This window comes from Parendozoicomonas callyspongiae, assembly GCF_023502345.1.
Taxonomy (GTDB): Bacteria; Pseudomonadota; Gammaproteobacteria; order Pseudomonadales; family Endozoicomonadaceae; genus Sansalvadorimonas; species Sansalvadorimonas callyspongiae.
In genome coordinates this window covers 1-23,074 of the sequence record NZ_JAMFLX010000022.1, presented here as the reverse complement: position 1 = coordinate 23,074, position 23,074 = coordinate 1, and the positions used below count along the sequence as shown (strand labels likewise).

The 23,074-nt window shown below is 46.2% G+C and carries 19 protein-coding genes and 1 pseudogene; 15 read left to right on the top strand and 5 right to left on the bottom strand.

Annotated elements, in window-relative coordinates:
- Positions 1–60: 60 nt before the first annotated feature.
- From M3P05_RS15075 to M3P05_RS15060, 4 genes are all read left to right on the top strand, one after another.
- Complete coding sequence (locus M3P05_RS15075; RefSeq protein WP_249700716.1) at positions 61–1,533, top strand: WD40 repeat domain-containing protein; 1,473 nt, start codon at positions 61–63, stop codon at positions 1,531–1,533.
- Between the two features lie 61 nt (positions 1,534–1,594).
- Complete coding sequence (locus M3P05_RS15070; protein ID WP_332842020.1) at positions 1,595–1,927, top strand: sigma 54-interacting transcriptional regulator; 333 nt, start codon at positions 1,595–1,597, stop codon at positions 1,925–1,927.
- 57 nt (positions 1,928–1,984) lie between these two features.
- On the top strand, positions 1,985–2,413 hold the full coding sequence (locus M3P05_RS15065) for a secondary thiamine-phosphate synthase enzyme YjbQ (RefSeq protein WP_249700714.1): 429 nt from the start codon (positions 1,985–1,987) through the stop codon (positions 2,411–2,413).
- A gap of 168 nt (positions 2,414–2,581) precedes the next feature.
- Positions 2,582–2,833, top strand: a complete 252-nt coding sequence (locus tag M3P05_RS15060) for a hypothetical protein (protein ID WP_249700712.1) — start codon at positions 2,582–2,584, stop codon at positions 2,831–2,833.
- A 63-nt stretch (positions 2,834–2,896) separates the two neighbouring features.
- Here the strand turns inward: M3P05_RS15060 and selD are convergent, their stop codons facing one another.
- Together selD and M3P05_RS15050 are read right to left on the bottom strand one after the other, a co-directional pair.
- Positions 2,897–3,931 carry a selenide, water dikinase SelD gene (gene selD, locus M3P05_RS15055; protein ID WP_249700710.1) on the bottom strand — a complete coding sequence of 345 codons (1,035 nt, stop codon included), beginning with the start codon at positions 3,929–3,931 and terminating at the stop codon, positions 2,897–2,899.
- Positions 3,932–4,017: 86 nt separating this feature from the next.
- On the bottom strand, positions 4,018–4,887 hold the full coding sequence (locus M3P05_RS15050; RefSeq protein ID WP_249700708.1) for a class I SAM-dependent methyltransferase: 870 nt from the start codon (positions 4,885–4,887) through the stop codon (positions 4,018–4,020).
- A 272-nt stretch (positions 4,888–5,159) separates the two neighbouring features.
- Between M3P05_RS15050 and M3P05_RS15045 the strand changes: the two genes are divergently transcribed.
- On the top strand, positions 5,160–6,254 hold the full coding sequence (locus tag M3P05_RS15045; RefSeq protein ID WP_249700706.1) for a glycerol dehydrogenase: 1,095 nt from the start codon (positions 5,160–5,162) through the stop codon (positions 6,252–6,254).
- Positions 6,255–6,292: 38 nt separating this feature from the next.
- Here M3P05_RS15045 and M3P05_RS15040 read toward each other — a convergent pair whose 3' ends face one another.
- Positions 6,293–7,465, bottom strand: a complete 1,173-nt coding sequence (locus tag M3P05_RS15040; RefSeq protein WP_249700704.1) for a hypothetical protein — start codon at positions 7,463–7,465, stop codon at positions 6,293–6,295.
- A gap of 130 nt (positions 7,466–7,595) precedes the next feature.
- Between M3P05_RS15040 and M3P05_RS15035 the strand changes: the two genes are divergently transcribed.
- From M3P05_RS15035 to M3P05_RS21265, 8 genes and pseudogenes are all read left to right on the top strand, one after another.
- Positions 7,596–7,901 (top strand): DUF962 domain-containing protein, encoded by a 306-nt coding sequence (locus M3P05_RS15035; protein WP_249700702.1) that lies wholly within the window; start codon positions 7,596–7,598, stop codon positions 7,899–7,901.
- 347 nt (positions 7,902–8,248) lie between these two features.
- The gene (locus M3P05_RS15030; RefSeq protein ID WP_249700701.1) at positions 8,249–9,190 is read left to right on the top strand and encodes a dihydrodipicolinate synthase family protein; all 942 of its coding nucleotides are present in this window, start codon (positions 8,249–8,251) and stop codon (positions 9,188–9,190) included.
- Between the two features lie 349 nt (positions 9,191–9,539).
- Entirely contained in the window at positions 9,540–9,749 is a 210-nt protein-coding gene (locus M3P05_RS15025; RefSeq protein ID WP_249700699.1) for a cold-shock protein, read from the top strand.
- Between the two features lie 214 nt (positions 9,750–9,963).
- Positions 9,964–10,185, top strand: a complete 222-nt coding sequence (locus M3P05_RS15020; RefSeq protein ID WP_249700698.1) for a hypothetical protein — start codon at positions 9,964–9,966, stop codon at positions 10,183–10,185.
- 100 nt (positions 10,186–10,285) lie between these two features.
- Positions 10,286–11,211: pseudogene (locus M3P05_RS15010) on the top strand (dicarboxylate/amino acid:cation symporter).
- A gap of 71 nt (positions 11,212–11,282) precedes the next feature.
- Complete coding sequence (locus tag M3P05_RS15005) at positions 11,283–13,010, top strand: CyaA/EF/ExoY family adenylyl cyclase toxin (RefSeq protein ID WP_249700693.1); 1,728 nt, start codon at positions 11,283–11,285, stop codon at positions 13,008–13,010.
- A gap of 246 nt (positions 13,011–13,256) precedes the next feature.
- The gene (locus M3P05_RS15000) at positions 13,257–15,224 is read left to right on the top strand and encodes a bifunctional 2',3'-cyclic-nucleotide 2'-phosphodiesterase/3'-nucleotidase (protein WP_249700691.1); all 1,968 of its coding nucleotides are present in this window, start codon (positions 13,257–13,259) and stop codon (positions 15,222–15,224) included.
- 169 nt (positions 15,225–15,393) lie between these two features.
- A complete protein-coding gene (locus M3P05_RS21265; RefSeq protein WP_408635923.1) occupies positions 15,394–15,747 on the top strand; it encodes a DUF819 family protein in 354 nt (117 codons plus the stop codon).
- 1,834 nt (positions 15,748–17,581) lie between these two features.
- Here the strand turns inward: M3P05_RS21265 and rlmB are convergent.
- The gene (gene rlmB, locus M3P05_RS14990) at positions 17,582–18,325 is read right to left on the bottom strand and encodes a 23S rRNA (guanosine(2251)-2'-O)-methyltransferase RlmB (protein ID WP_249700688.1); all 744 of its coding nucleotides are present in this window, start codon (positions 18,323–18,325) and stop codon (positions 17,582–17,584) included.
- A 138-nt stretch (positions 18,326–18,463) separates the two neighbouring features.
- Positions 18,464–21,055 (bottom strand): ribonuclease R, encoded by a 2,592-nt coding sequence (gene rnr, locus M3P05_RS14985; RefSeq protein WP_249700686.1) that lies wholly within the window; start codon positions 21,053–21,055, stop codon positions 18,464–18,466.
- Between the two features lie 183 nt (positions 21,056–21,238).
- Between rnr and M3P05_RS14980 the strand changes: the two genes are divergently transcribed.
- Both M3P05_RS14980 and M3P05_RS14975 read left to right on the top strand, forming a co-directional pair.
- Positions 21,239–21,883, top strand: coding sequence for a hypothetical protein (locus tag M3P05_RS14980; protein WP_249700684.1), 645 nt, complete (start codon positions 21,239–21,241; stop codon positions 21,881–21,883).
- Between the two features lie 179 nt (positions 21,884–22,062).
- Positions 22,063–22,968: a protein kinase domain-containing protein gene (locus M3P05_RS14975; RefSeq protein ID WP_249700683.1), complete on the top strand. Its 906-nt coding sequence runs from the start codon at positions 22,063–22,065 to the stop codon at positions 22,966–22,968.
- The last annotated feature ends 106 nt before the right edge of the window (positions 22,969–23,074 follow it).

Below are 23,074 nucleotides of genomic sequence, written 5' to 3'. Positions count from 1 at the left end.
GACAATCTTCTTCTATGGCTATTGCCAGAGTCTTTATGCTGCTAAGAAAAAAAAACTAGTATGGGTGCGCTGCACCAGCCAGAATATTTGTCTGTGGTTGTTGATGGTGAGCATATAGAGTTTTCTGATTGTTCACTCTTTCCCAAGTATCTGACTCTGGCTTCTGAGTCATTGACGCTTAATGGTCGCCCCAAAGCCGTTTGCAACCACTTATCACCCCCTCTTAAACTTATCAAAAATATTCAGATTGTGAATAAACGTGAGCAGCATGCTCCTTCACTATTCCGAAAAATATTTGAGAAAAAACCGACCCGTGAACAAAAAGTGCTCAAGGCTTTAGAAGGAAAAAGAAGACTTCAAAAAGTTCGAACCAGAGAGTCGGAACAAAAACTTTTACCAACAACAACGTCTTCACCTGCTCTGGTCACAATCAGTAATGATGGTCAGTGGATGATGGTTCCCTGGAGAGGGGATAAATATGAGATTGTGGTTATCCATAACCTGGCTCACCCGGCAGAATCCTATGGTATTGACTTTTCTTTTGCTTTTGGAAGACTGATTAAAGAGATCAGCAAGGTAGAAATGGCTCCAGACAACAAGGCCATGATGATGATCGTTGAAGTTCATGACCAGAATACTTACCTGCTGGGAATTGTTGATTTTGAAAATGCGACGTTTCAGCTACCGCAATCCCTCAAAAAGGGGGTGGTTAACTACGCCAACGCCGCAGGAGGATTCTCTCCAAATGGAAAGCTGATTTTCGCATATATGGATGATAAAAAGGCTCTTCAGGTAATAGACTGGAGAAATGATACGGTTGTATATGAGACTTGCCTTGATGTTTGTGCGACGATCCGGTTTGCTGTATTTGAAGACAATGAAACTATTCTTGTTGCCTCGGAATGCAAGATCCATAAGGTTGATATAAAAGGGAGTCAGTCAAAAATATATGATTTCTCCACACCAAGGAGTGCAGATGGTGATGATGATTTTCTCAGACGTGCAGAGGTTTCTTCTGGAGGGCGATGGGTTATAGCCTCAAAAAATCATAGCATTCGAGTTTATTCGCGTAAGGCAGATGCACGGCAAATAGAGTTTAAAGGTTCTATGCCCATTCCTGCGGTTACCAGTAAGGATGATAAAGTGCTCTATGTTGCTAAAGGGGGTGTTTATGGTTATTCACTCAATACTGGTGAATTAGTGTCTGAGTATTGTTGTGGGGATCATGTCACTGCACTCATAACATCCACAGATGGGCAAACCTTGATAGTTGGATACAGAAAAGGACTTATCCGGATTTGGGACATCAACACCGGGCTGGTTTCTCTAACGCTCAAGCGGCAAGACCGCAAGTCTATAGCATATCTCTGGCTAACACCTGATCATAAATATCTGGCGAGTTTAGCTCATTCAGGCGAAGCAATAGAAGTCTGGCGCCTTCATATCAATGAGAGCAAGGTGTTTGGGATGGCCAGAAACTTTAAATCCATAGCTACAAGCTGGGTGCTCAGCCAGATTGGTATGACTCAGTAATTTGGAATGCTATTGACAACTGTCTTGTTTTATTTGATGTCTTTGCAAATCCGAGGCTGTAATTGAGCTGGCAGATGGCGGCACTCTTTTTCTGGATGAAATTGGGGAATTATCGCTGTCACTGCAATCAAAACTGCTGCGTGTTCTTCAGTACGATGACCTACAGCGCATCGGTGATGATCGCAGCCTTTGGGTTAACACTCGCATCGTGGCAGCCACCAACAAAAACTTTAAGCATGAGGTTATGGAGAATAACTTCTGCTCCGGCCTTTATTACCGACTCAGCGTGTTTCCCATAGCTGTTCCACCATTAGAGAACGCGATCATGATATCTTGCTGCTGGCTGGATGCTGGTACCCTGCACCGTCTGGCTAAACGGCTTGGTTTGAAATAGCCGATAAGGACGCTATTTTGACCATTATTATTTTACAACTCCGGGGAGGTTGATTTTATGTGGCACCAAAAACTGATTCGTCTTACACCTCACCCTCGGGGTTATCATTTAATTACTGACGAAGTCATTCACCAGGTTCCAGAACTGGCTGACATCGAAATAGGGTTACTGCACCTTTTCATTCAGCACACCTCAGCATCACTGACAATTAACGAAAATGCCGATCCAACGGTCAGAGGCGATATGGAGCGGCACCTGAATAAACTGATACCAGATAATGAGCCGCATTATCTTCATAATTACGAAGGGGTCGATGATATGCCCGCCCATATCAAGAGCAGCGTTATGGGTTCGGATTTAATGATCCCTATCCGAAATGGTCATTTGATTATGGGAACCTGGCAGGGAATCTGGTTGGGAGAGCACCGGGATCACGGAGGCCACAGGCAACTGGTTGCAACCCTCCAGGGGCAGGGTTTTTCCTGATAAATCAATCAGGTTCTGTAAATTATCTGTCACTTTTTATTGGCAAGATTCTGAAAAAGGATTTATAAATGGAATTGCGCGACATGAAGTCTGCGCTATAACAATAAGAATAATAAATAAATGGTGACCTCTTCCCGAGGCATCACCAGCACATAAGAGGACTGGCTCATGGCACGGAAAAAGCCTACCAGAAAAGCTAAAGCTGGAAACAGTGATGGCCCTGATTTTTCGTATCTGGGCAGCAAAGATGAATCACCAGACGAACGCACCGTTGAATCCCGTCGAAGGCTCAGGGAGATGCTAAATACTCAAATTGAAGAGTATCTGGCTAAAGGGGGAAAGATCGAGGAGGTTCCCTCAAATGTGACAGCAGATCCCCCCAAGAAACCAGAATCCAATTACGGCAATCGCCCTATTTAACCCTAAACGTGATTGCCAGAAACGGGAGCTAAATAGGCTCCCGTTTTTTTGGATTCAATACAATCAGACCATCTCAATCAGATGATTTGAGTCCTGCTCAAGCAGCTCACCTACCGGACTCAGTTCCAAATTAAATTCAGAAGCAACCTTCAGAAACTCTTCTTCCCCATCAGGGCTGACCGCAACCAATAAACCACCACTGGTTTGTGGATCACATAGAAGCTCTTTCTGGCGCTGGGATAAGTCAGGTCCTTTATGCCCATAACTGGCAAAGTTGCGCTCGGTTCCCCCAGGCACACAACCAGCTGCCCGATACTCTTCAACATGAGGAAGCAGAGGTAGGGCTGACTCCTGAATACGCGCCTTGACCCCACTGCCTTCACAAACCTCAAGCAAGTGCCCGAGCAAGCCGAAACCTGTGACATCGGTCATGGCACTGACACAAGGCAGCTTGGCAAATGCGGCTCCCGGAAGATTAAGCTGACACATTGCATCCCGGGCAATATGAACGTGCTCATCAGCAATCTTTTTCTTCTTTTGAGCCGTCGTCAGGATGCCAATACCAAGCGGTTTGGTGAGATAGAGTTTGTCACCCACCCGGGCCTTATCATTCTGCTTTAGCCCTTCCAGAGGTACCCGCCCGGTCACAGCCAGGCCAAAAATGGGTTCCGGGGCATCAATACTATGACCTCCAGCAAGAGGAATTCCTGCCTCTTTACAGGCCTGACGACCACCATCCACAACAGCCCGAGCTACATCTGGCCCTAACTTGTTGACAGGCCAACCCAGAATCGCAATCGCCATCATGGGTGTGCCACCCATGGCGTAAACATCGCTGATGGCATTCGTAGCAGCAATACGTCCAAAATCAAACGGGTCATCAACAATCGGCATAAAGAAATCGGTGGTGCTGATCACACCTTCCCCATTTCCCATATCAAAAACAGCGGCGTCATCTTTCGAGGAATTACCAACAAGCAGATCTGGAAAATCTGGCATTTCAATGCCACTTTGAAGAATCTGATCCAGAATCTGGGGAGAGATTTTGCAGCCACAACCTGCACCATGGCTGTATTCGGTGAGTTTGATATCACTCATATCGAAGTTGTCCTCAAAAGCAGCCCTGTTCAATAGAGGGCAAAGCCCGGCACTTTAACCGGGCTCCTTCTTTATATAAAGACTCTTTACAGTGGTTTGGTTCCCACTGTCACAACTCGGGACATCCCCCACCAGCGGGCTGTTTTCTCCAAATACTGCTGGCGAGATTTTTCATAAAGATCTTCATCTATACCTAACTTGCCAACCAGCAATGGTTTCAGCTGAATCATTGAAAAATTCAGCACTTTACCTTCCTCATCGCCACCATGGTGATACGTTGAGTATGCACTGCTTCTCACCTCTTCCAGACCAATTTGCTCAAAGATCTTAGGGTTTTCATAGGCAGAGGTAAATGACATCAACTCGCGCTCATTCAGTATGTAGTACAACCTATCAGCCGTATGACTGACTTCAGGATTTTCAGAAAAGTTCTTGAAACGCCCCGGAAACATAGCCAGATCCTCAACAACAAGAATGCCTCCTGGCTTTAAAGCGCCTGCCAGCTTTTTGATAACAGCTTCTCTCTCCGGAATATGAAATATCACATCACGGGCAAACACCAGATCGTAAGCTTCTGCAGGAAGGGAATCATCAACAAGGTTTCGAACAAGAACCTGAACATTGGGATTGTCAATTTCCTGCAGAAAGTGAGCATCCATATCCAGAGCATCAATATGGCCCTCTAGCCCTACTTTATCGGCCAGCCAGCGTGTAACACCTCCATAACCAGCCCCGGCATCAAGGCAACGCCAGCCTTTTTGAATTTCCAGTTTTTCAAGACGCTCAAATGTTCCGGGGTTAGACATCGCTTCAAGATACTGAAGACGCTCTCTTGCTTTTTCCCATTTATTATCAAGCGTGTAGTGATCCTTACTGTCGGCATGAACTGAACAGGTCAGGAAAACGGCAAGCAGGAGGGATAATCCAAATCTCAAACGGTTACGAAAAGATGTCATTACTAGGCTCTTCATTATCAACATGGTGTTTATTGGAGCTGGAGTTTAGACAAGAGTTCTGACCACTGCTGTTAACATGGTGTCATTTTTTAATCGACTTCTTATTTTTTATCCGGCAGGTTTGTTACAAGTTTCTTTAGTTACGGATTACAGAAAATCTTTATAAAGCGAATAAATAAGAGACTTGACATGAAACAACAGCAACTTTCAAACAGCGTGGTAAATACGGTTTGAAACGCAGAAAAAACGAATGATAAATGAGGGCGGATTATATGATTACTACAGCCATTTTCCCCAACCGATATGTCCAGGGGGACAAGGCTCTTGAGGTTCTTGGGGAAGAAACGGCACGGTTAGGAAAAAACGCTCTCGTCCTACTTGATCCTTTTGTTCATGAACAGTATGGCGAACGGATTCGCCACATTCTCACTCGCAGCCTGAATTTCTCCACGACAATTTTTAATGGTGAATGCTGTGATGAGGAAATTGAGAGAATCTGTAACCTGGCTCGTGATAATGAAGCAAAAGTCATTGTCGGTGTTGGTGGCGGTAAGGTTCTTGACACCTCAAAAGCAGCTGCACATCTAACCAGCCACCCGGTTGTTATCGTACCAAGTATTGCTTCTACAGATGCACCCTGTAGTGCGCTCTCAGTCATATACACCTCAAGTGGTAACTTCGACCGTTATATGCTGCTTTCCAGAAACCCGGATGCGGTTATCGTTGACACTGACATTATTGCCAAAGCACCAACCCGCATGCTTGTTGCTGGTATGGGTGATGCTTTTGCAACCTGGTTTGAGGCCGATCACTGCCACAAGAATCAAAGTGGCAATATGACAGGACGGCAAGGGCCTATCTCTGCCTATGCGTTGGCGAAGCTGTGCCATGAAACTCTTCTGGAGTACGGCCCCATGGCTCTCGAAGCCTGCAAGGCCGGTGTTGTCACCCCGGCACTGGAACATATTGTCGAAGCGAACACACTGCTAAGCGGCATCGGCTTTGAAAGCGGCGGTCTGGCAGCAGCGCACGCCATTCACAATGGACTGACAGTTCTTCCCGATACCCACGGCGCTCTTCACGGCGAGAAAGTTGCCATCGGCATTCAGGCCATGATGTTCCTAAGTGATCAGGATCAGGCAACCGTGGATATGGTCTACGACTTCTGCCAGGCTGTTGGTCTACCTATTACCCTGAGAGAGATCGGCCTGAAGGATATTTCAGATACCGACCTTATGGCCGTGGCAGAAGCAGCCTGTGCAGAGGGTGAAACTATTCACAATGAGCCTTGTGAAATCAGCATGCGCAATGTGTTTGCAGCACTCAAAGTGGCTAATGCTGAAGGTTTACGCAGATTGTCCAAATAGACGTTCTTTTACTCAGAGTGCCTAGGGAGCGCTCTGAGTTATTTCTTTCCACTCCATACCCCTCTTGCAGCAACACCCAATAGCATTGACTGCTCTGTCAGGTATTTCCTGTCGTCAGTAGATACAAAGTCAGCCACCTCATGAATTTGAATGATGTTGCTTGTGGCTGCTGCAGCTTTCGAACTTGAAGAAATAACGGGCCTCATATCCAGGGCGACTTCCAGGTTGCCTGTATTTTTTGCTCGTCCTGCAAAGGCATTTCCGGCAGCAAAAAACTGTACCTGTATTAACGAAGGCCACTTAGAGAATTCTTTGCCTGATCTTTTTTGGTGTAGGTAAAGTGACACTTTTTTCGTACTGGTCCCTCTTCTTCCCCTATCCAGTCTGAACCAGAGAGGTACGCCTCCGGCCTGGAAAGAGCGAGAAGGAGCCAATCTCCCAGCGTGCCCTTTACCAAAGGCAGAACTGAATTTCTTTATCTCTAATACCTGACATCCATTGAAAGAGTGAAAAGCTACTTCGCACATCCTCTCACTCATAACATTTCTATATTGGGCTACTTTCGTTGTTCCACTGATGCATTCTTGGAGCCATGAGTTACATAAATCACTCACAATCCTGTCATATTCATTGTAAAACTCTGCCCAGGCTTCATAATCTATGGGCGCATCAGATTGTTTGTGCAATTCCAGATCATAATCAACCTCAACTATGCCTCTGGGTGTTCTGCCATTTTTTTGAAACTTCAGGCAAAGTTCTCCTAGCGAGGAGAAGAACTTTTCCTGTTTCACCTTAGCCAAAAGAATAGTTTTCAGGAGGCTCAGGTAGTTTTCCAAATCATCCTGCACAATGTGGTCAAATTCAGGATGATCAGGTTGCAATACATCATCCCTGTCATTATTGGTTAGATTTCGCTGCAGGTCTTGTAGGAATAGACCAACCATTTCTTCAGCAACACAATCCCTTTCCCCTGCTTGACTATCTACGCCTGAATCAATCAAACGTGTAACTATATCCTCATAATCTGTAAATGACATCTGCTTTGCTTCCTTAGAATCTGCATAAGTCAATACGGCCCTGTCGAAGTGATACATAAGGCTGAAATAAGGTGTCAGCCCTACCCCTCTGACAGTGCTTACAACTCCCAAGCATAAAACAAACACTAAAAAACTATTGCTCTTTACAAGTGCAGTGCAAAAGAATTTCTGCATCGGACTACCTACACCCTATAAGTGATGAAGCCACGGATTCTAGATCAAACCTGACAGGCAGCTTCTTTTCGTGGACTATTTCTTCCAATTTCAAGAGAATGAAGAAAATAATAAAAATGTGGAGCCAGTTTTGAACCAGCGATTTCAGTCCTTTGCCGAGTTTTATCCCTATTACCTGAACGAACACAGCAACCCTGTCTGCAGAAACCTGCACTATATAGGCAGCACACTTGTGCTGATTCTCCTTGCCTATAGTCTGATAACAGCTCAATACCGGCTGCTATTTCTCTTACCTGTTGTTGGCTACGGGTTTGCATGGGTTGGGCATTTTTTCTTTGAGAAGAACAAGCCTGCCACTTTCAAATATCCGCTCTACAGTTTTATGGGAGACTGGGTAATGCTTAAAGATTTCGTCATGAAACAGTTGGCAAAATAGCTCTCTATTTCTTGCCTTTGATCCCTGGCTTGATGCATTCAAGCTGGGGATTTCAATCATCTAGGCAAGTTTTCTGAAAAGTTTCTCCAAAATTTCGCCCAAAGAAAGTTTTTCCTTTCGGTTTTTACGATCACACCACTGTCAACAGATCGTAGATAAACATTCATTATCCCTACAAAACCAGTTTATCTCCCTCACATTACCTTGATAAACATCATGGAATAGCGGTCACTCACGATTTATAACTCACCAAATCGTCATTAATGTGCGCCAGCACTTACGAATAAAGCTATTGCCGCCTGCAACAAAGACTCCAGCCGGCAGGGAGAGCAATAGGGCATAACATTATGAATGTATATACAGCTTCGGATATTCGCGGCACCTGGTGCCCTCTGCTTTTGCAGATAAAAGAGCACAGCGTCCTCGACTACAGCTTTATTGACGAAGAGATCTCTCACATCAGTGCATCGGGCATTCATGGTGTCTACGCCAATGGCAGTACCGGAGAGTTCTATAACATTACCTTCAGTGAATACTGCCGTCTGATCGAGAGATTTGCTTCCGCATGCCAGCGACACGGCATTCCATACCAGATTGGTGCTAATCACGCCCACCCATTTGAAAGCCTTGAGCGGATAGCAGCCGCTGCTGACCAGGCTCCTGCTGCTATCCAGTTGATTCTTCCTGACTGGGTTCCTACTGACCGACGCGGTACCCTTCGCTTTTTAAAGGGTTGTGCAAAGAATGCCCGCGGGCACAGCCTGATTCTCTGTAATCCCCGTCATGCAAAAACCCAGCTGTCTCCAGAAGATTACCTGTGGCTGGCGGATGAAATTCCGGAGCTTGCCGGTATCAGTACCTGTGGTGGTGACGATGACTGGTATGAAAGCATGCAGGAGGTTATGGAGCGCCTGTCTGTCTTTGTTCCCGGCGAACATCTTGCCAGTGGGATGAAACGCGGTGCCCAGGGTTCCTACTCCAGCGTTGCGGCTATGAACCCCTGCGCAGCAGAATCCTGGAATGAATTGATTGAGAGCGATTTTGAAGCCGGTCTGGAACTGGAACAGCGAATCAAGCAGTTTATGAAAGAGTGCATCAATCCTTTCGTTACTGAACACAACCTCCCCTGGCATGCCTGCGATAAGTTTATGGCCGTTGCCAGCGGCTGGTGTGGTGATCTCCATCAAAGACTGCGCTGGCCCTATTCATGGGTTGATGATGAATATCTCGATCCCGTCCGGGAAAGAGGTGTTGAACTGATTCCTGAATTCTTTCAAAGGTTTGTCTGATCACATTCAGGCGACCTTTATAGTTGTTTGGGAGATGGTAAAAATCGCCCAAACAACTGTATCTTTTTCGATTTGATTTTGTAAAAAAAACAACAATCAAAGGATTCAGATCAAGCATTTTCCCAAGGCGAAAAGCGGGCCTGAGTTTTTTATTTTTTCCTGAATTGACATCACTACGACCACCTGTAGAATGCCCTCTGGGCAGAAGAAAGTCAGATATTTATTATTAGCTTTTCGAAGTTATCTCGTTGTACCTCGTCTTGTAATTTATAAGTAATTGCGACATTTCCTGCCAAACCTGCTTTATCTTTTAAAGCAAATTACTCAATTAAATTATGGGATATCTATCATGTCCGAAACTGTAAACGGCACTGTTAAGTGGTTCAACGAATCCAAGGGTTTTGGTTTTATCGAGCAGGAAAACGGTTCTGACGTTTTCGCTCACTTCCGTAACATCACCGGTTCCGGTTTCCGTACTCTGGTTGAAGGCCAGAAAGTACAGTTCATCGTAACTGAAGGCCAAAAAGGTCTGCAGGCTGAGAACATTGTTGTCCTGTAATTAGGCACACTGTTTGTCCTGCCGTTCTTTTCGCAACCACTCTTTTCTGACAGGCCGCGAAAAGAATGACTGAGAAAAAAGGGAGCACTTGCTATTGCTCCCTTTTTTATTTCATTCTTCATCTTTAATTCTCTCACCTACCAGAATGCCAGTGACAAAATGCTGGTAAAAAGCACAACCGCCCGCGAAATACGTACAATCCGCACGACTGATTTTGTCAGAGGATATTGTTCCTGTCATATCTATCCCACATAAAAAGCATCCTCTCCTTTTGCGACAGCAACAGCAACAGCAACAGCAACAGCAACAGCAACAGCAACAGCAACAGCAACAGCAACAGCAACAGCAACAGCAACAGCAACAGCAACAGCAACAGCAACAGCAAATACTAATGTATATTAAATATTTTCAGAGTTGTTTTCTGAAAATATATTGATTTTCAGCATCTTGTATGTCGCAACCTCTATCAGTAAAGTCTGCCTCCATAATGAGACACATCTCTTCACGATCCTGCTTTACAGGAGACAGATATTTCCATGAGTAAAATCCTTGCCTCTCGCGTTCTTCTCGCCTTAATCAGTGGCCTGGTAATTAGCGGCCTTATTCAGGCCGTTGCTGCTCCTGGTGGTCTGCTGCAAACCTATCTGGTCGAGAACACAATGGGCACGGTTGGCACTCTGTTTGTCTCCATGATCAAACTGGTTGTTGTACCTCTGATCTTTATCTCCATAGTCAATGCAGTCTGCACTCTGGAAGATGTCAGCCAGTTTGGCCGGCTGGGCTTTAAAACTGTCAGCCTTTATCTGATAACACCGTAATCGCTATTGCCACAGCTATTGGCCTGACTCTGGTGATCGAGCCGGGTTCCGGTACCAACCTTGGACTGGCTGATGCAGGCATTGCTCTAAGCCTGAAAGAACCACCCTCCTTGCTGACAATGGTTGTTGGTATTGTTCCAGCCAATCCATTCAAGGCATTTGTTGCCGGTAATATTCTGCAGATTCTCTTTATGGCCATCATGACAGGTGTTGCCATCAAGAAACTGGAAAATCACGACACTCACAGTGCCAGCAAAGCCTTTGCGGTTGCCAACAACCTGATGATGAAGCTGACCACCATGATCATGTCCCTGGCTCCGGTTGGCGTATTTGCCCTAACCGCCAGGATGGCAGCCACTCTGGATATCAACAGTATTCTGAGTGTGATGTCCTATGTTGGAACCGGCGTTATTGTCATGATGATCTGGCTGTTCCTGTTCTACCCAGCCATGATTTTCCTGACCACCGGCCGCAGCCCCGTCGACTTCCTGCAGAAGACCCGCGAGCAGATTGTGTTTGCCCTGTCCACTGCCAGCTCCAACGCAAGAGAAGGGACTCTGCTCAAAGCACCCTCGACCAAACTTCAACAACGCCTTGCGACCTTAGTTGTAAAACAGGCCAATAGACTTAGACCATGGTTTTAAAGACCCAAAAAGGGTGTTTTTTATACATATACTTATCCCAAACAATGATTATTATGTTCAGGGAGAGAGCCATGCAGAATATTATTGATCAAAGTCAGGGACCAGTGATCCCCATAACTATTGAGGAAGACAGGAGTACAGTAAAAGAAACTGGCAAGACGCCTGAATTCAACCTTCGCAAAGTTTCTTCAAGCAGTACTGACTCCAGTGACTCTGCATATAGTTCAGGCAGGGAAAATGGAGATGACTCAGCCGCAAGCTTCCCCAGAACTTCCGGAGTTTCCTTAACAGCTCCACACCGCAAGCGTCGCAGTGGTTTATCAAACTTTGATGCTCCTGTAGGACCGGAGAAAACCTCAGAAGAACTCATGATAGACAGTATGGTCTGGGGAGTTGAAGAAGTTGCAGCTGATAAAAAGCAAGGACTGCCCAAAAAGTATATTGAAGACTTTATTTTGGCTGTTGATGAAAGGGGCAACCCTTTTGCAATCCGTCCTGTCGATGCACTGTGTAAAAGGCCTATCCTGGAAGGCAACCCGACCAAACCATTTCCAATCAAAGGAAAGAGTTCCAGCTGGGGACTTCAGCAAAGTTTTATTTGTATTGATCAGCACTACAGTAAACTTCATGGTGAAGATGAAGCGCTTGTTGATAAATACAATAAAGAAGTCGCCGGCATCAGTTCTGTGCATGCCATCCCATCGCAGTTAAAGATAAGTACTGCTCGGATTGAAGAACTGGAGACAATCAATTCAGGGCATTTTGAAAGGCTTGAAACGATCAAAGATAAAGCTGGAAATCCCTGCCAGATTAAGTTCAAGGTTTTTGCCAATGACTGGACAGAGTTCACTCAGGTGGCAGAACTGAACAAAGATGGATACTGGTATATTTTCAATGTTGTAGATGGCAAAAAAGAACCCCTGAATGTTCTGTGCCACCCTGAAAAGAAACTTCCAATTACTGCTGATGCAGATCCCCTGTTTGAAGCATTCCCTCGTGAAGAACTGGATCTTGGTGGAAAAGACCGACTTCCTGTCCCACTTATTGCCCCTGGGTCTGTATACGGACGCCTTGATAAATATGAACGCCGTGCAAGTCGCCGAAGAAGCTCAAACTACGGGCCATTAACACAAGAAGAGGCTTTTCAGGAGCGTCGAAGAGAAACCCATATCGCCAAGCTACGCCGCGAATCTAAACTCAATAAGTTCCTTGAGCCCGAAATTCAGGATATCGGTAATGTATCCCCCCGCACCTATGACATGATCAGGCATTACGGAAAGTCAGAAGTCAGTGCCATCAATCGTGATAACCCGTTGGTTCATCATAATACCGATTGCACAAGCCCATTCAGTAAGCTGGAAGATAACTTCCCTGCCACAATCTATTTTCCGCGCAAGGTTATCGAAGCTATTCCAGCCTTTAAGCGCAAGAATGAGCAGGTGGTGACTGTCTATAACAAAGAGCAGTTGAAACTGATTATTCAGCTTCTTGTAGACAATAACTATTACATGTTTATCAACCCAATGTGGGGGGATCTGGCAGATATCCGGCCAAAGTGGTTTACTGAAAATCGAGCAGTTCTTGAAGCTAAAATGCCGTTCGTGAAGCAAAGGTTGAATCTGCTGCAGCACGATTACGACAAAAAGCAGGCGAATAAAAAGGTATCAGTGACACAAAGGAGAGTCCGCAAGCATGCAGTTTGGGACTGCGGAACTCAATATGCAAGAGCGGTGAGAAAGTTTAGTCAGGTTGGATCATTGATTAAACAATTTGAATTGGGAACTGTTGCTGTTTATTAAGATTAAGATCAGAGGTCACTCTTCGTACTCGTGCATCCCGGCATGAAGAGTGGCTTTCCACTCCATCTGAATTGTCGGTATATGCTCCCAACTCCCCAAAGCATATTTCAACTCATATCACCCTAAATCATTACAAAAGTGCTCAAACTCAAATCAATTTACGTGATTCACCACAATACAACACCACATTCTTAGGTGTTAGCATCCGCCTCGACTGCAATTCACTTAATTGGCTTCGGGTCACCAATGAACAAAAGTTATTCATTTGCTTACAAACTGGCAGGTTGCACCCTGTCCGGTTTGCTCATCTCCACTGCCACAATGGCGGCATCTGTTGATCTCAGGGTTGTTGAAACAACTGATATCCACTCCAACGTACTTGATTACGATTTCTACAAGGGCAAGCCCACTACCCGCTTTGGCCTGGTTCGTGCCGCTTCCCTCGTCAAGCAGGCTCGTGCAGAAGTCACCAACAGTGTTCTGGTTGACAATGGCGACCTGATTCAGGGTTCACCAATGGGTGACTGGCGTGCGGCTGAAGGCCTGAAAAAGGGCGAAGTGCACCCAACTCATAAAGTGATGAACTCGATGAATTACGATGTAGGCAACATCGGTAACCATGAATTCAATTACGGTCTGGAATACCTGCAGAATGCTATTGCCGGTGCCGACTTCCCGTACATCAATGCCAACGTCCATATGGCCGGCACAGGTAAGCCCCTTGTGCAGCCATACATCATCAAGGACGTTTCCGTAAAAGACAAAGACGGTAAGATGCAGACCATCCAGGTCGGCTTTATCGGTTTTGTTCCTCCCCAGATCATGCAGTGGGACCGTAAGAACCTGGATGGTAAAGTGACTGTGACTGACATCACCGCTACTGCCCGCCAGCTGGTTCCTGAAATGCGAGCCAAGGGTGCAGATGTTGTTATTGCTATCCCACACTCCGGTCTGAGTTCCGAGCCTTACAAGGCCATGGCGGAAAACTCAACTTATTACCTCTCCCAGGTTTCCGGCATCGACGCCATTATGTTTGGTCACAGCCACAGCGTATTCCCGGGCAAAGAGTTTGCTGATATTCCAGGCGTAGATCTGGAGAAAGGCACCATCAACGGCGTTGCTTCTGTCATGCCTGGCCGCTGGGGCAGCCATGTCGGTGTTGTTGACCTGACTCTGGAAGGCAGCGGTAATGACTGGAAAGTTGTAAACGGTGTTTCTGAAGCACGTGCCATTGCCAAGAAAGATGGTACTGCACTGGTTGAAGCCGATGCAGGCCTGGCCAAACTGGTCGAAGAAGATCGTGTGGCTACCAGCGATTTTGTTAACCGTCCTATCGGTAAGTCCAGCGATGTGATGTACAGCTTCCTGGCGCTGGTACAGGACGATCCAACTGTTCAGATCGTCAACATGGCTCAGAAGGCTTACGTTGAGAAGTTCATCCAGGGCGACCCTGATCTGGCCGATCTGCCTGTTCTGGCTGCTGCGGCACCATTCAAAGCCGGTGGCCGCAAGAATGACCCAACCAACTTCACTGAAGTGGAATCCGGCACTCTGACCTTCAAGAATGCTGCTGACCTGTACCTCTACCCCAACACTCTGGTTGCTCTGAAGGTAACCGGTGTTGACGTTCGTGAATGGCTGGAGCGTTCCGCTGGTCAGTTCAAACAAATCAAGCTGAACACCACCGAGAAGCAGGATCTGCTGGACTGGGATAACTTCCGTACTTACAACTTCGACGTTATTGAAGGCGTAAGCTACGAGATTGATATCACCCAGCCTGCCCGTTACGACCGTAAAGGTAATCTGGTTAACGCAGACTCTCACCGCATCAAGAACCTGACCTACAAGGGCCAGCCAATTGCTGATGACAAGCAGTTCCTGCTGGCAACCAACAACTACCGTGCATTCGGTGGTGGCCACTTCCCAGGTGCTGGTCAGGAAAATATTGCTTTCGCAGCTCCTGATGAAACGCGTTCAATTCTGGCGAACTACATCTCCGAAACCAGCAAGGTTAACGGCGAGGTTAAGCCAACTGCTGACAACAACTGGCGTTTCACTCCTCTGGATACCGATACCCAGCTGAACATCGTATTTGAAACCGCCTCTTCTGAAAAAGCAGCGAAGTTTATTGAGCAGCGTTCTCAGTACCCGGTTAAGAAAGTTGGAACAGATGTAAATGGCTTTGCTCTGTATCAGATTACTCTGACCAAGTAATATCTTAACCCTTCAGTGAAAAGCCGGAGCATCGATTGATTCTTTGCTCCTGCTTTTTATTTGGCTTAATTAAAGACTCTTTCCGATAATGGTGTTGCCACTGGGGGCGGGGGCTGCGCCATGACACCGCTGAGTCCGTGTGCCTGGTTTCAAGCAACTGTCCAGCATCATGCTGTGCATCATAGTGGCTCTAATCGCTTCCAGCGCAAAATTCGGTGAACTGACTGAAGCTTCTGTCTATATTGTTGCTGGCTTTATGATTCTGGCAATCCATGCCGTAGGCATGCTACTGGCCAAGCTCTTCAAGATTGATCTGTTTACCTGCTGCATTGCCAGCTGTGCCACTGTTCCATTCCAGTTGTCCAAGTTGATTGTACATCTGTACCATTACACTATCTCCATTAAAATCGAAGAGAGCATATCCATTCATAACACGCTTTTCTTGTGCTATATCAGGATCAGGCAGTGGAGTATGAGCGTAATAAGTAACTTGTGGAATAAAAGAACCATCGGCCTGAAGTAGTTGGGAAGCCACACCAACAGGAATTGCACCATGCCCAAAACAAAACGCCTTTGTGTTACCGGCTGCTGAAAAACTGGAATAGGCAGTTCCTATGTGTTTATGCCCCCAAACCCAATAGTCAGGATCTCGTCCCAGAGCCTTTACCACCTGAGACCAGATTGGCATTCGTTCCTTACCATCAAGACTCAGTGCATTGTGATGAGTGAGTATCATGACTTTCTTCCCATCAGCACCAACTTGTTGAAGCAGTGTAATCTGATTCTGGCCTATGTATCCAACTTCAAACAGTGTGCTCGGATTATCACGGGCACTATCAAGCCCAACGATATTCCAGTACCGGGTTTTAATCACGAATATACTGGTTCCCCCTTGAGCAGCAAAAGTGGGAGAAGCCAGTGTTTGATGAACCAGCCCATTTTCACCGTCATACATTCCATGGTTTGACCCCAGGGCAAAAGAGTATTGTGTGCGAGGATCCCACAAATCACTGAAATGGGTCGCTTCTTCCCCAGGAGCACCTGCAACTGTTGTATTTGTTCCTGCGTAGTACTCATCCCCCAGGTGAACGGCAATATCGGCTCTATGTCTCTGTATTGATGCCATCACCTGTTTAGCCGGACAATCTTTCGCTCCATCTTGCCAGTAGCCAGTTCCCCAATCTCCGTTCATAATAACTGTGAACTTGTCCCACAAGCTTAAATCAATTGGTTGATGTGGTGGCATTTCTGCTTTTTTTATCAACCCGGTTTTCACCGCAATGTAATAAAATAAGCTTGTAGTCCAGCCAGGGTCGAACTGGGCATACTTTGTAAAAGTGAACAAGGAGCCATCTTTGCCAACCCAGCCTGAGAACGGAATACCTTCAAGCAGCTTATCTACAGCCTGATCATCAAGAGTGGTTCGGGGCATCCCCAGAATATTTTGCATCGTAGCAACAGTATTCGAAGGCAACGAGTTCAATATATAAAGTGAGAGCCCACTCTCCGGTAAATCAAATGATGTGTCACAACCTTTACTGGAAAAGAATTGAACCAGTGTCTTCTCTTCAAGCTGTAATTCCTGCCAGAAGGCGGCCAAGTCTTCTTGAGCATCTTGAGTCAAAGGAGTACAACTCAACATAGCCAACAGTTTACTGAGGAATAAAACATGCTCTCCATCAAGGTCAGGGCGAAGCAATAAACTTGGTAAAAAAAACGGCCGTGGAATAAGGCTTTGGAAGTCTTTATGCTCACTGAGTATTGGTTGCCGCTGGAAACAACTGGATAATTTCCCAACCAGCGCACAGAGATTTCCCATACACCCACTTTCGCAGCAACCCTGACTAGCCCCTCTCCCCAAGCAATGAGGACATACCATGCCTTTCACCAGAGATTGGTTTGTCAGTGGAAAGCTTGCCAAGGGTTCTTGAACTATGGCTTCACCTGCATCATGGTTTCCCCCTATCTGCAAAGGTACAGATGATTTAGATGCTGATTTCCCTCCATCAATACCGCCGAATGCCCGTAAAGCTCCCCCCGCTAAAACAACCAAGGCAAAAAAGAATCCGCTAAATACGCCCCACTGTTTTCCCGGACAGCAGGCTCCTCCGATACAATTAAACATATCATCACTACCAACAGCCATGCATGAAGGGAGCGTATGAAAGAATATAAATTATGCCAAGGAGAGGCCGGATGAGTTCAGGAACATTATTTCATAAACACGACATCTGTCGTAACTTTTTCGGTATGTACAGTATCAACCCGGACATCTGATAAACTGCCTCGAATTTCACAAGGGTCAAGTGAAAACGAGAGCATGTTTGTAAATGTTCGGGGTGAACGGCCCAATATTATTAGTGCTGAGTGCGCTGACGCAATGCTTCAAACAGGCAGATACCTGTCGCCACAGAGACATTCAGGCTGCTGACACTTCCCACCATGGGGATATGAACAAGAGCATCACAGTGCTCACGGGTCAGACGGCGCAGACCTTTCCCTTCAGCTCCCATCACAATAGACAGTGGACCAACCAGGTCTGTCGTATAGATATTACTGCTGGCTTCACCTGCTGCACCAATCAACCAGATTCCACGCTCCTGCAGCTCACGCATAGTGCGGGCCAGGTTGGTTACAGTAATCAGTGGAACAGTTTCTGCTGCACCACAGGCCACTTTACGCGCTACAGAGTTCAGCGGTGCAGACTTATCGCGGGCAACAATAACAGCATGCACACCAGCCGCATCGGCAGAGCGCATACAGGCTCCCAGGTTATGGGGATCTGTCACGCTATCCAGAATTAACAGGAATGGCGGCTGATCCAGGTTATCCAGCAAGGAATAAAGATCATTCTCACGGTACACCTTGGCGGCACGAACCAGTGCCAGAACCCCTTGGTGAACACCATCAACTTTGCGCTCAATCCGGTCACGGTCAACAAACTTCACCGGAATACCGGTTTCACGAGCTTCCTCGATCAGCTTTTCCAGGCGACCACCGCGACGCCCCTTTTGAAACCAGATTTCCATAATCTGGTCAGGATGACTTTCCAGAAGCGCCTGAACTGCGTGAACACCAAAGGAAATATCGTTGTCTGTCATTGATTCTCTCCACCCTGACGGCTGCTTTTGTCAGTGCCGGGGCTTCACATCGAAATACTTTTTACCTTGAAGTGCTTTCGCACTTTCCGCTCAAGACTTTTTGCTTGGCTCAGGGCTGTTTGCTTAGCTCAAGGCTGTTTATTTAATAGGACGCTTTCTTGGAGTACGTCCAGATTTTGAAGAGGGTTTAGCTTTGGCTGAAGTCGCAGACTTTCTGGCCGCTTTCTTCTTGCCGGAAGCACGCTTGGCTTTATCCTTGCGCACTTTCTTTCCTTTGTCTTTGACCTTCTTACTTTTGTTGCCAAAAGGACTTTCAGAATCAGTTGCGGCTCTTGAGCGACGCTGGGGGCGATTCTCCCATGAATCTTCGCTGGGCTCACCTGCATCTCTGTTTGGACGAGGTTTACGGCCAGTAGCCCGACGAGCCTGGGCTCTGTCTTTGAGGCTGTCACCTTTCTTGCCTGCAAACTTCCTGCGCCCCTTACGACTGGCCATGGATGCACCCACCATCTCAAAATCGATGGTTTTTTCATCCAGATCAACCCGCGCAACCTGCACAGTCATCTGATCACCCAGCTGGAAACGGGTTGCTGTGCGCTCGCCCATCAGGCGTTGATGGCTGGGTTCAAAGTGATAGTAATCACCGGGAAGGGTACTGATATGAACCAGACCAGTGACAAAGATATCAGTCAGTTCAACAAACAGGCCAAAACCAGTCACGGTTGCAATAACACCGTCGTAGACTTCACCAATATGACTCTGCATATACTCGCATTTCAGCCAGTCGGTCACATCACGGGTAGCATCATCAGCCCGACGCTCAGTCAGGGAACAGTGCTCTCCCAGTGCAATCATGGCTTCAAGGTCATAAGGGAATATCGCTTTCTGCGACAGTGGTTTAGCACCATCAACCCGCTCGACATGTTTACTCTTTCTGTCGGAGCGAATGACATGCCGGATAGCCCGGTGCACCAGCAGATCAGGGTAACGGCGAATTGGTGACGTAAAGTGCGCGTAAGCAGAAAATGCCAGACCGAAGTGCCCGATATTTTCCGGGTCATAAACCGCCTGACTCAATGAGCGCAGCATCATCACCTGGATAACATGGGCATCAGGACGATCTTCAATCGCAGACAGCAATTGCTGATAGTCCTTCGGCGTGGGCTTGCTGCGACCAGGTAAGGTCAACCCCAGCTCACCAAGAAAACCTGTCAGATTTTCAAGCTTCTTATCCGTAGGGCCTTCGTGGATGCGATACAGGGCAGGCAGCTCATGTTTTTCCAGGAATCGTGCTGTCGCGACGTTAGCGCACAACATGCATTCTTCGATCAGCTTGTGAGCATCATTGCGCACTGTCGGCACAATACTCTCAATCTTGCGATTGGAATCGAAGAGAATCCGGGTTTCCGTGGTTTCAAAATCAATGGCACCACGCAGCTCACGACTCGCCCGTAACACACCGTACAACTTGTACAGTTCATCAAGGTGTGGAACCAACTCTGCATATTCTTTGCGAAGCGCCTGACCTTCTTCCTCTTCAGTCTTCTGCAACATGGTGCCTACCTTGGTGTAAGTCAGGCGGGCATGGGACTGAATCAGGCCTTCATAAAACTTGTAACCACTTAACTTGCCTTTGGCGCTCACGGTCATTTCACAGACCATGGCCAGCCGGTCAACATGAGGGTTCAGAGAGCACAGTCCGTTAGACAGCACTTCCGGCAGCATCGGAATAACATTGCCAGGAAAATACACCGAGTTGCCACGAATATGTGCTTCTTTATCAAGAGCTGAACCGGGCTGCACATAATGGGAAACGTCAGCAATGGCGACATACAGACGCCAACCACCAGAACGTTTCTTTTCGGCAAACACGGCATCATCAAAATCACGGGCATCTTCACCGTCGATGGTGACGAAAGGCACATGGCGCAGATCAATCCGATGCGCTTTATCTTCTTCAGAAACCTCAGGTTTGATGCGTTTTGCCGCACTTAGAACCTGTTTTGGCCATTCGTGAGGAATATCATGGCTGCGCAGGGCGATTTCAATTTCCATCCCGGCATCCATTCGGTCGCCAAGGATTTCACGAATCACACCAATAGCCAGATGACGGCGGGTTGGGTACTCCTTGATATTTACCAGCACCACCTGCCCTTCACAGGGCATCAGTGAGCCAGGCTCGATAACCACATCATTGGTCATCCGTTTACTTTCTGGAGAAATGAAACCCAAACCGTCTTCTTCAAAATAACGGCCAACAACGGTCGTTACACTACGTTCCAGAATATCGACAACTGAACAGTAGCGACGGCCTCTCTGGTCAACATCGGTCTCCCGAACGACTACGCGATCACCATCAAACAGCTCTTTCATTTGTCGAGCCGTCAGAAACAGATCATCGCTGCCATCATTGGGGAGAACAAAGCCAAAACCGTCACGGTGGCCCTGTACAGTGCCAACCACCAGATCCATTTTATCTACCAGGCCAAAGGCACCTTTGCGGGTCTGAAGCAGCTGTCCATCCCGTACCATGGCGATCAGCCGACGCCGCAGCCCTTCCTGCTCATCCTCATCCGTCAGGCCAAACTCATCAACGAGCACTTCGTACCGGGCCGGTGCTCCGCGTTTTTCCAGATGTTGGGAGATAAGGGTTCTGCTGGGTACAGGATTTTCATATTTACTGGCCTCAAGGCCAGCATCGGGGTCTTCAGACCTCCAGGATTCAGACATGTTTGTCCCTAATAGATCATTAAGTTCCCAATTATACGCATCACAGGCGTTTCAAGCGATGCAGAGAACCTATTCCATGTGATTTTGTCAGTTATTCTAACAGCCTTCTCAGTTAACTTTTCTCCACCATATGGGTCAAAAGTCATGCTGGTATCGAAACTCACGAACTGATGGAGGTGCCCTATGCTGGCCAGTTCATCTCAAACGACTCCCTCTCAGGGAGCCTACCCTGTTGCTGCAGTAGTGGAATATGCAGGACAACCGAAAAAAACAGACAATTGTACAACCATGGCCCCATTTCGCTGTCTGGCGAGAATTTGTACTAATGCTTCAAATTCCGTTGGTGTTTTGTCTCGCAGAGTTGATCGTTTTTTTGAACGTCGCCGTCAGGTGATCGAAAAAGAAATCGTTCAGCCTCAAATCAGACATTCTCGTAGATATGCGAAAAAAGCTGCAAATGCATCTTCTCCAAAACGTCTACGATATGCCCTGAGAATGCTGAAGCGCCCTCCTGCCAGAACCTGGGGAGATACACTCAAAAGCGCTCAAGTCACTCTGCTCAGGGCTGGGCAGTGTTTGTGTAATCTTGCTCTTGGTGAAATCAAACAATCTATTAATGATCCAACGGATCTTTATGACCACTACGCCTTAAGTGGTCATCAGGTGCTTCCCGATCATTTCTATAATGCCGTTAACGCTTCAAGGGCAAACTGTGTGGTCTTTGGAGAAGGTGGAATGGGAGTATTACCTTGCGAATCACCTGAGCAAATTATGAAATCAAAGACCCGCTTTGGCGTTCTGCAAGTAATCTACGGTTTTTTCTTTTAGGAGTTTAGAAGCTGTCTAGCGGAATCAAAAGAGGCGACATCTATCCTGACACAGGGGGCCTCCGGCTACCCGATTTATTTATACTTGCTAGATTGTTAGCTATTTAACGAAAAAAACATGTACATATTTTAAATTTATCCTGTCGAAATTAACAATCATTTCATACTGGGGATCTTGTCATGGCTATACAAAAAACCTTAGGAGGAGGAGCTTGCCTTGCCTCTGGCACAGAGACTTCTACTATAAAAAAAAATTGCTTTCATGGTTTTACAGTTTCTGCTGCTCTTCCTCCTACAAAAAAACTATTCCAGTTTGGAAAAATGCTTGGGAGGGGTGCTTATGGAAGCGTTTATCAGGCTAAATGCCAGAATGGTTGTGAAATTGCGATCAAAGAAGTAGCAGTAGATTCATTGAAATTTGAGATGTTCGCTAAGAAGCAATTAGAATGCTTACAACATTTAAAGAATAATCCTAAACATAATTTGATATGTTTTTTTGGTTTTTTTAATGAAGGTAGACACAGATATTTTGTTTTTGAGAAAGGAGGTGATAACCTTGCTCAACTTATATCGAAAAAAATTAATTTTTTAACAGTAGAAGATTTTAATGAAATTTCTCACCAGTTGTTTGCAGCAGCTCAACAGTTACACCAACTGAAAATACAATACGGGGGTGATTATAAATTTGAAAATATGGTGTTTTTTGAGAAGGAAAGAGTTATAAAGCTGATAGACTTTGAGAATTCACATACGGAAGAAAAAGACAGGCCTAGTGACACTACGAAAGTTCTTCATAGAGTCTCTTTTGAGTTAATAAACTTACAGCTTAAAATTTTGCATAAATGCAATAATTTTAATTACTTGGAAAGTAGTTATAAGTTGATTACGTATAGCTGTGATGATGACTGTGACATGAAAATGCTTGAATTACGATCAGATCAAGATATATGGCTTTCTGATATTCCAGATAGAACACGAGACTTTTTAATAAAATGCTTTTCTAAAGATAAGAAAATTCTGGAAGAATTATTGGAAAAGGAGACACCTTTTTATCCTAGAAGTAGCCTGGATGTTTTTGCTGAGTAATTGTATACATAACGAATGATATGGCTGGATTCAAGCAATAAGTGCCTTATCCTGTCGTTGAGACACGCTCTGAGTCAGCAATTCCCGCTGAATAATTAATTCCCTA

Bases quoted from the DNA above. Each gene is read 5' to 3' on its own strand.
- M3P05_RS15075 (WP_249700716.1), top strand. From the start codon at position 61: ATGGGTGCGCTGCACCAGCCAGAATATTTGTCTGTGGTTGTTGATGGT.
- M3P05_RS15065 (WP_249700714.1), top strand. From the start codon at position 1,985: ATGTGGCACCAAAAACTGATTCGTCTTACACCTCACCCTCGGGGTTAT.
- M3P05_RS15060 (WP_249700712.1), top strand. From the start codon at position 2,582: ATGGCACGGAAAAAGCCTACCAGAAAAGCTAAAGCTGGAAACAGTGAT.
- selD (WP_249700710.1), bottom strand. From the start codon at position 3,931: ATGAGTGATATCAAACTCACCGAATACAGCCATGGTGCAGGTTGTGGC.
- M3P05_RS15050 (WP_249700708.1), bottom strand. From the start codon at position 4,887: ATGACATCTTTTCGTAACCGTTTGAGATTTGGATTATCCCTCCTGCTT.
- M3P05_RS15045 (WP_249700706.1), top strand. From the start codon at position 5,160: ATGATTACTACAGCCATTTTCCCCAACCGATATGTCCAGGGGGACAAG.
- M3P05_RS15040 (WP_249700704.1), bottom strand. From the start codon at position 7,465: ATGCAGAAATTCTTTTGCACTGCACTTGTAAAGAGCAATAGTTTTTTA.
- M3P05_RS15030 (WP_249700701.1), top strand. From the start codon at position 8,249: ATGAATGTATATACAGCTTCGGATATTCGCGGCACCTGGTGCCCTCTG.
- M3P05_RS15025 (WP_249700699.1), top strand. From the start codon at position 9,540: ATGTCCGAAACTGTAAACGGCACTGTTAAGTGGTTCAACGAATCCAAG.
- M3P05_RS15005 (WP_249700693.1), top strand. From the start codon at position 11,283: ATGCAGAATATTATTGATCAAAGTCAGGGACCAGTGATCCCCATAACT.
- M3P05_RS15000 (WP_249700691.1), top strand. From the start codon at position 13,257: ATGAACAAAAGTTATTCATTTGCTTACAAACTGGCAGGTTGCACCCTG.
- M3P05_RS21265 (WP_408635923.1), top strand. From the start codon at position 15,394: ATGCTGTGCATCATAGTGGCTCTAATCGCTTCCAGCGCAAAATTCGGT.
- rlmB (WP_249700688.1), bottom strand. From the start codon at position 18,325: ATGACAGACAACGATATTTCCTTTGGTGTTCACGCAGTTCAGGCGCTT.
- rnr (WP_249700686.1), bottom strand. From the start codon at position 21,055: ATGTCTGAATCCTGGAGGTCTGAAGACCCCGATGCTGGCCTTGAGGCC.
- M3P05_RS14980 (WP_249700684.1), top strand. From the start codon at position 21,239: ATGCTGGCCAGTTCATCTCAAACGACTCCCTCTCAGGGAGCCTACCCT.
- M3P05_RS14975 (WP_249700683.1), top strand. From the start codon at position 22,063: ATGGCTATACAAAAAACCTTAGGAGGAGGAGCTTGCCTTGCCTCTGGC.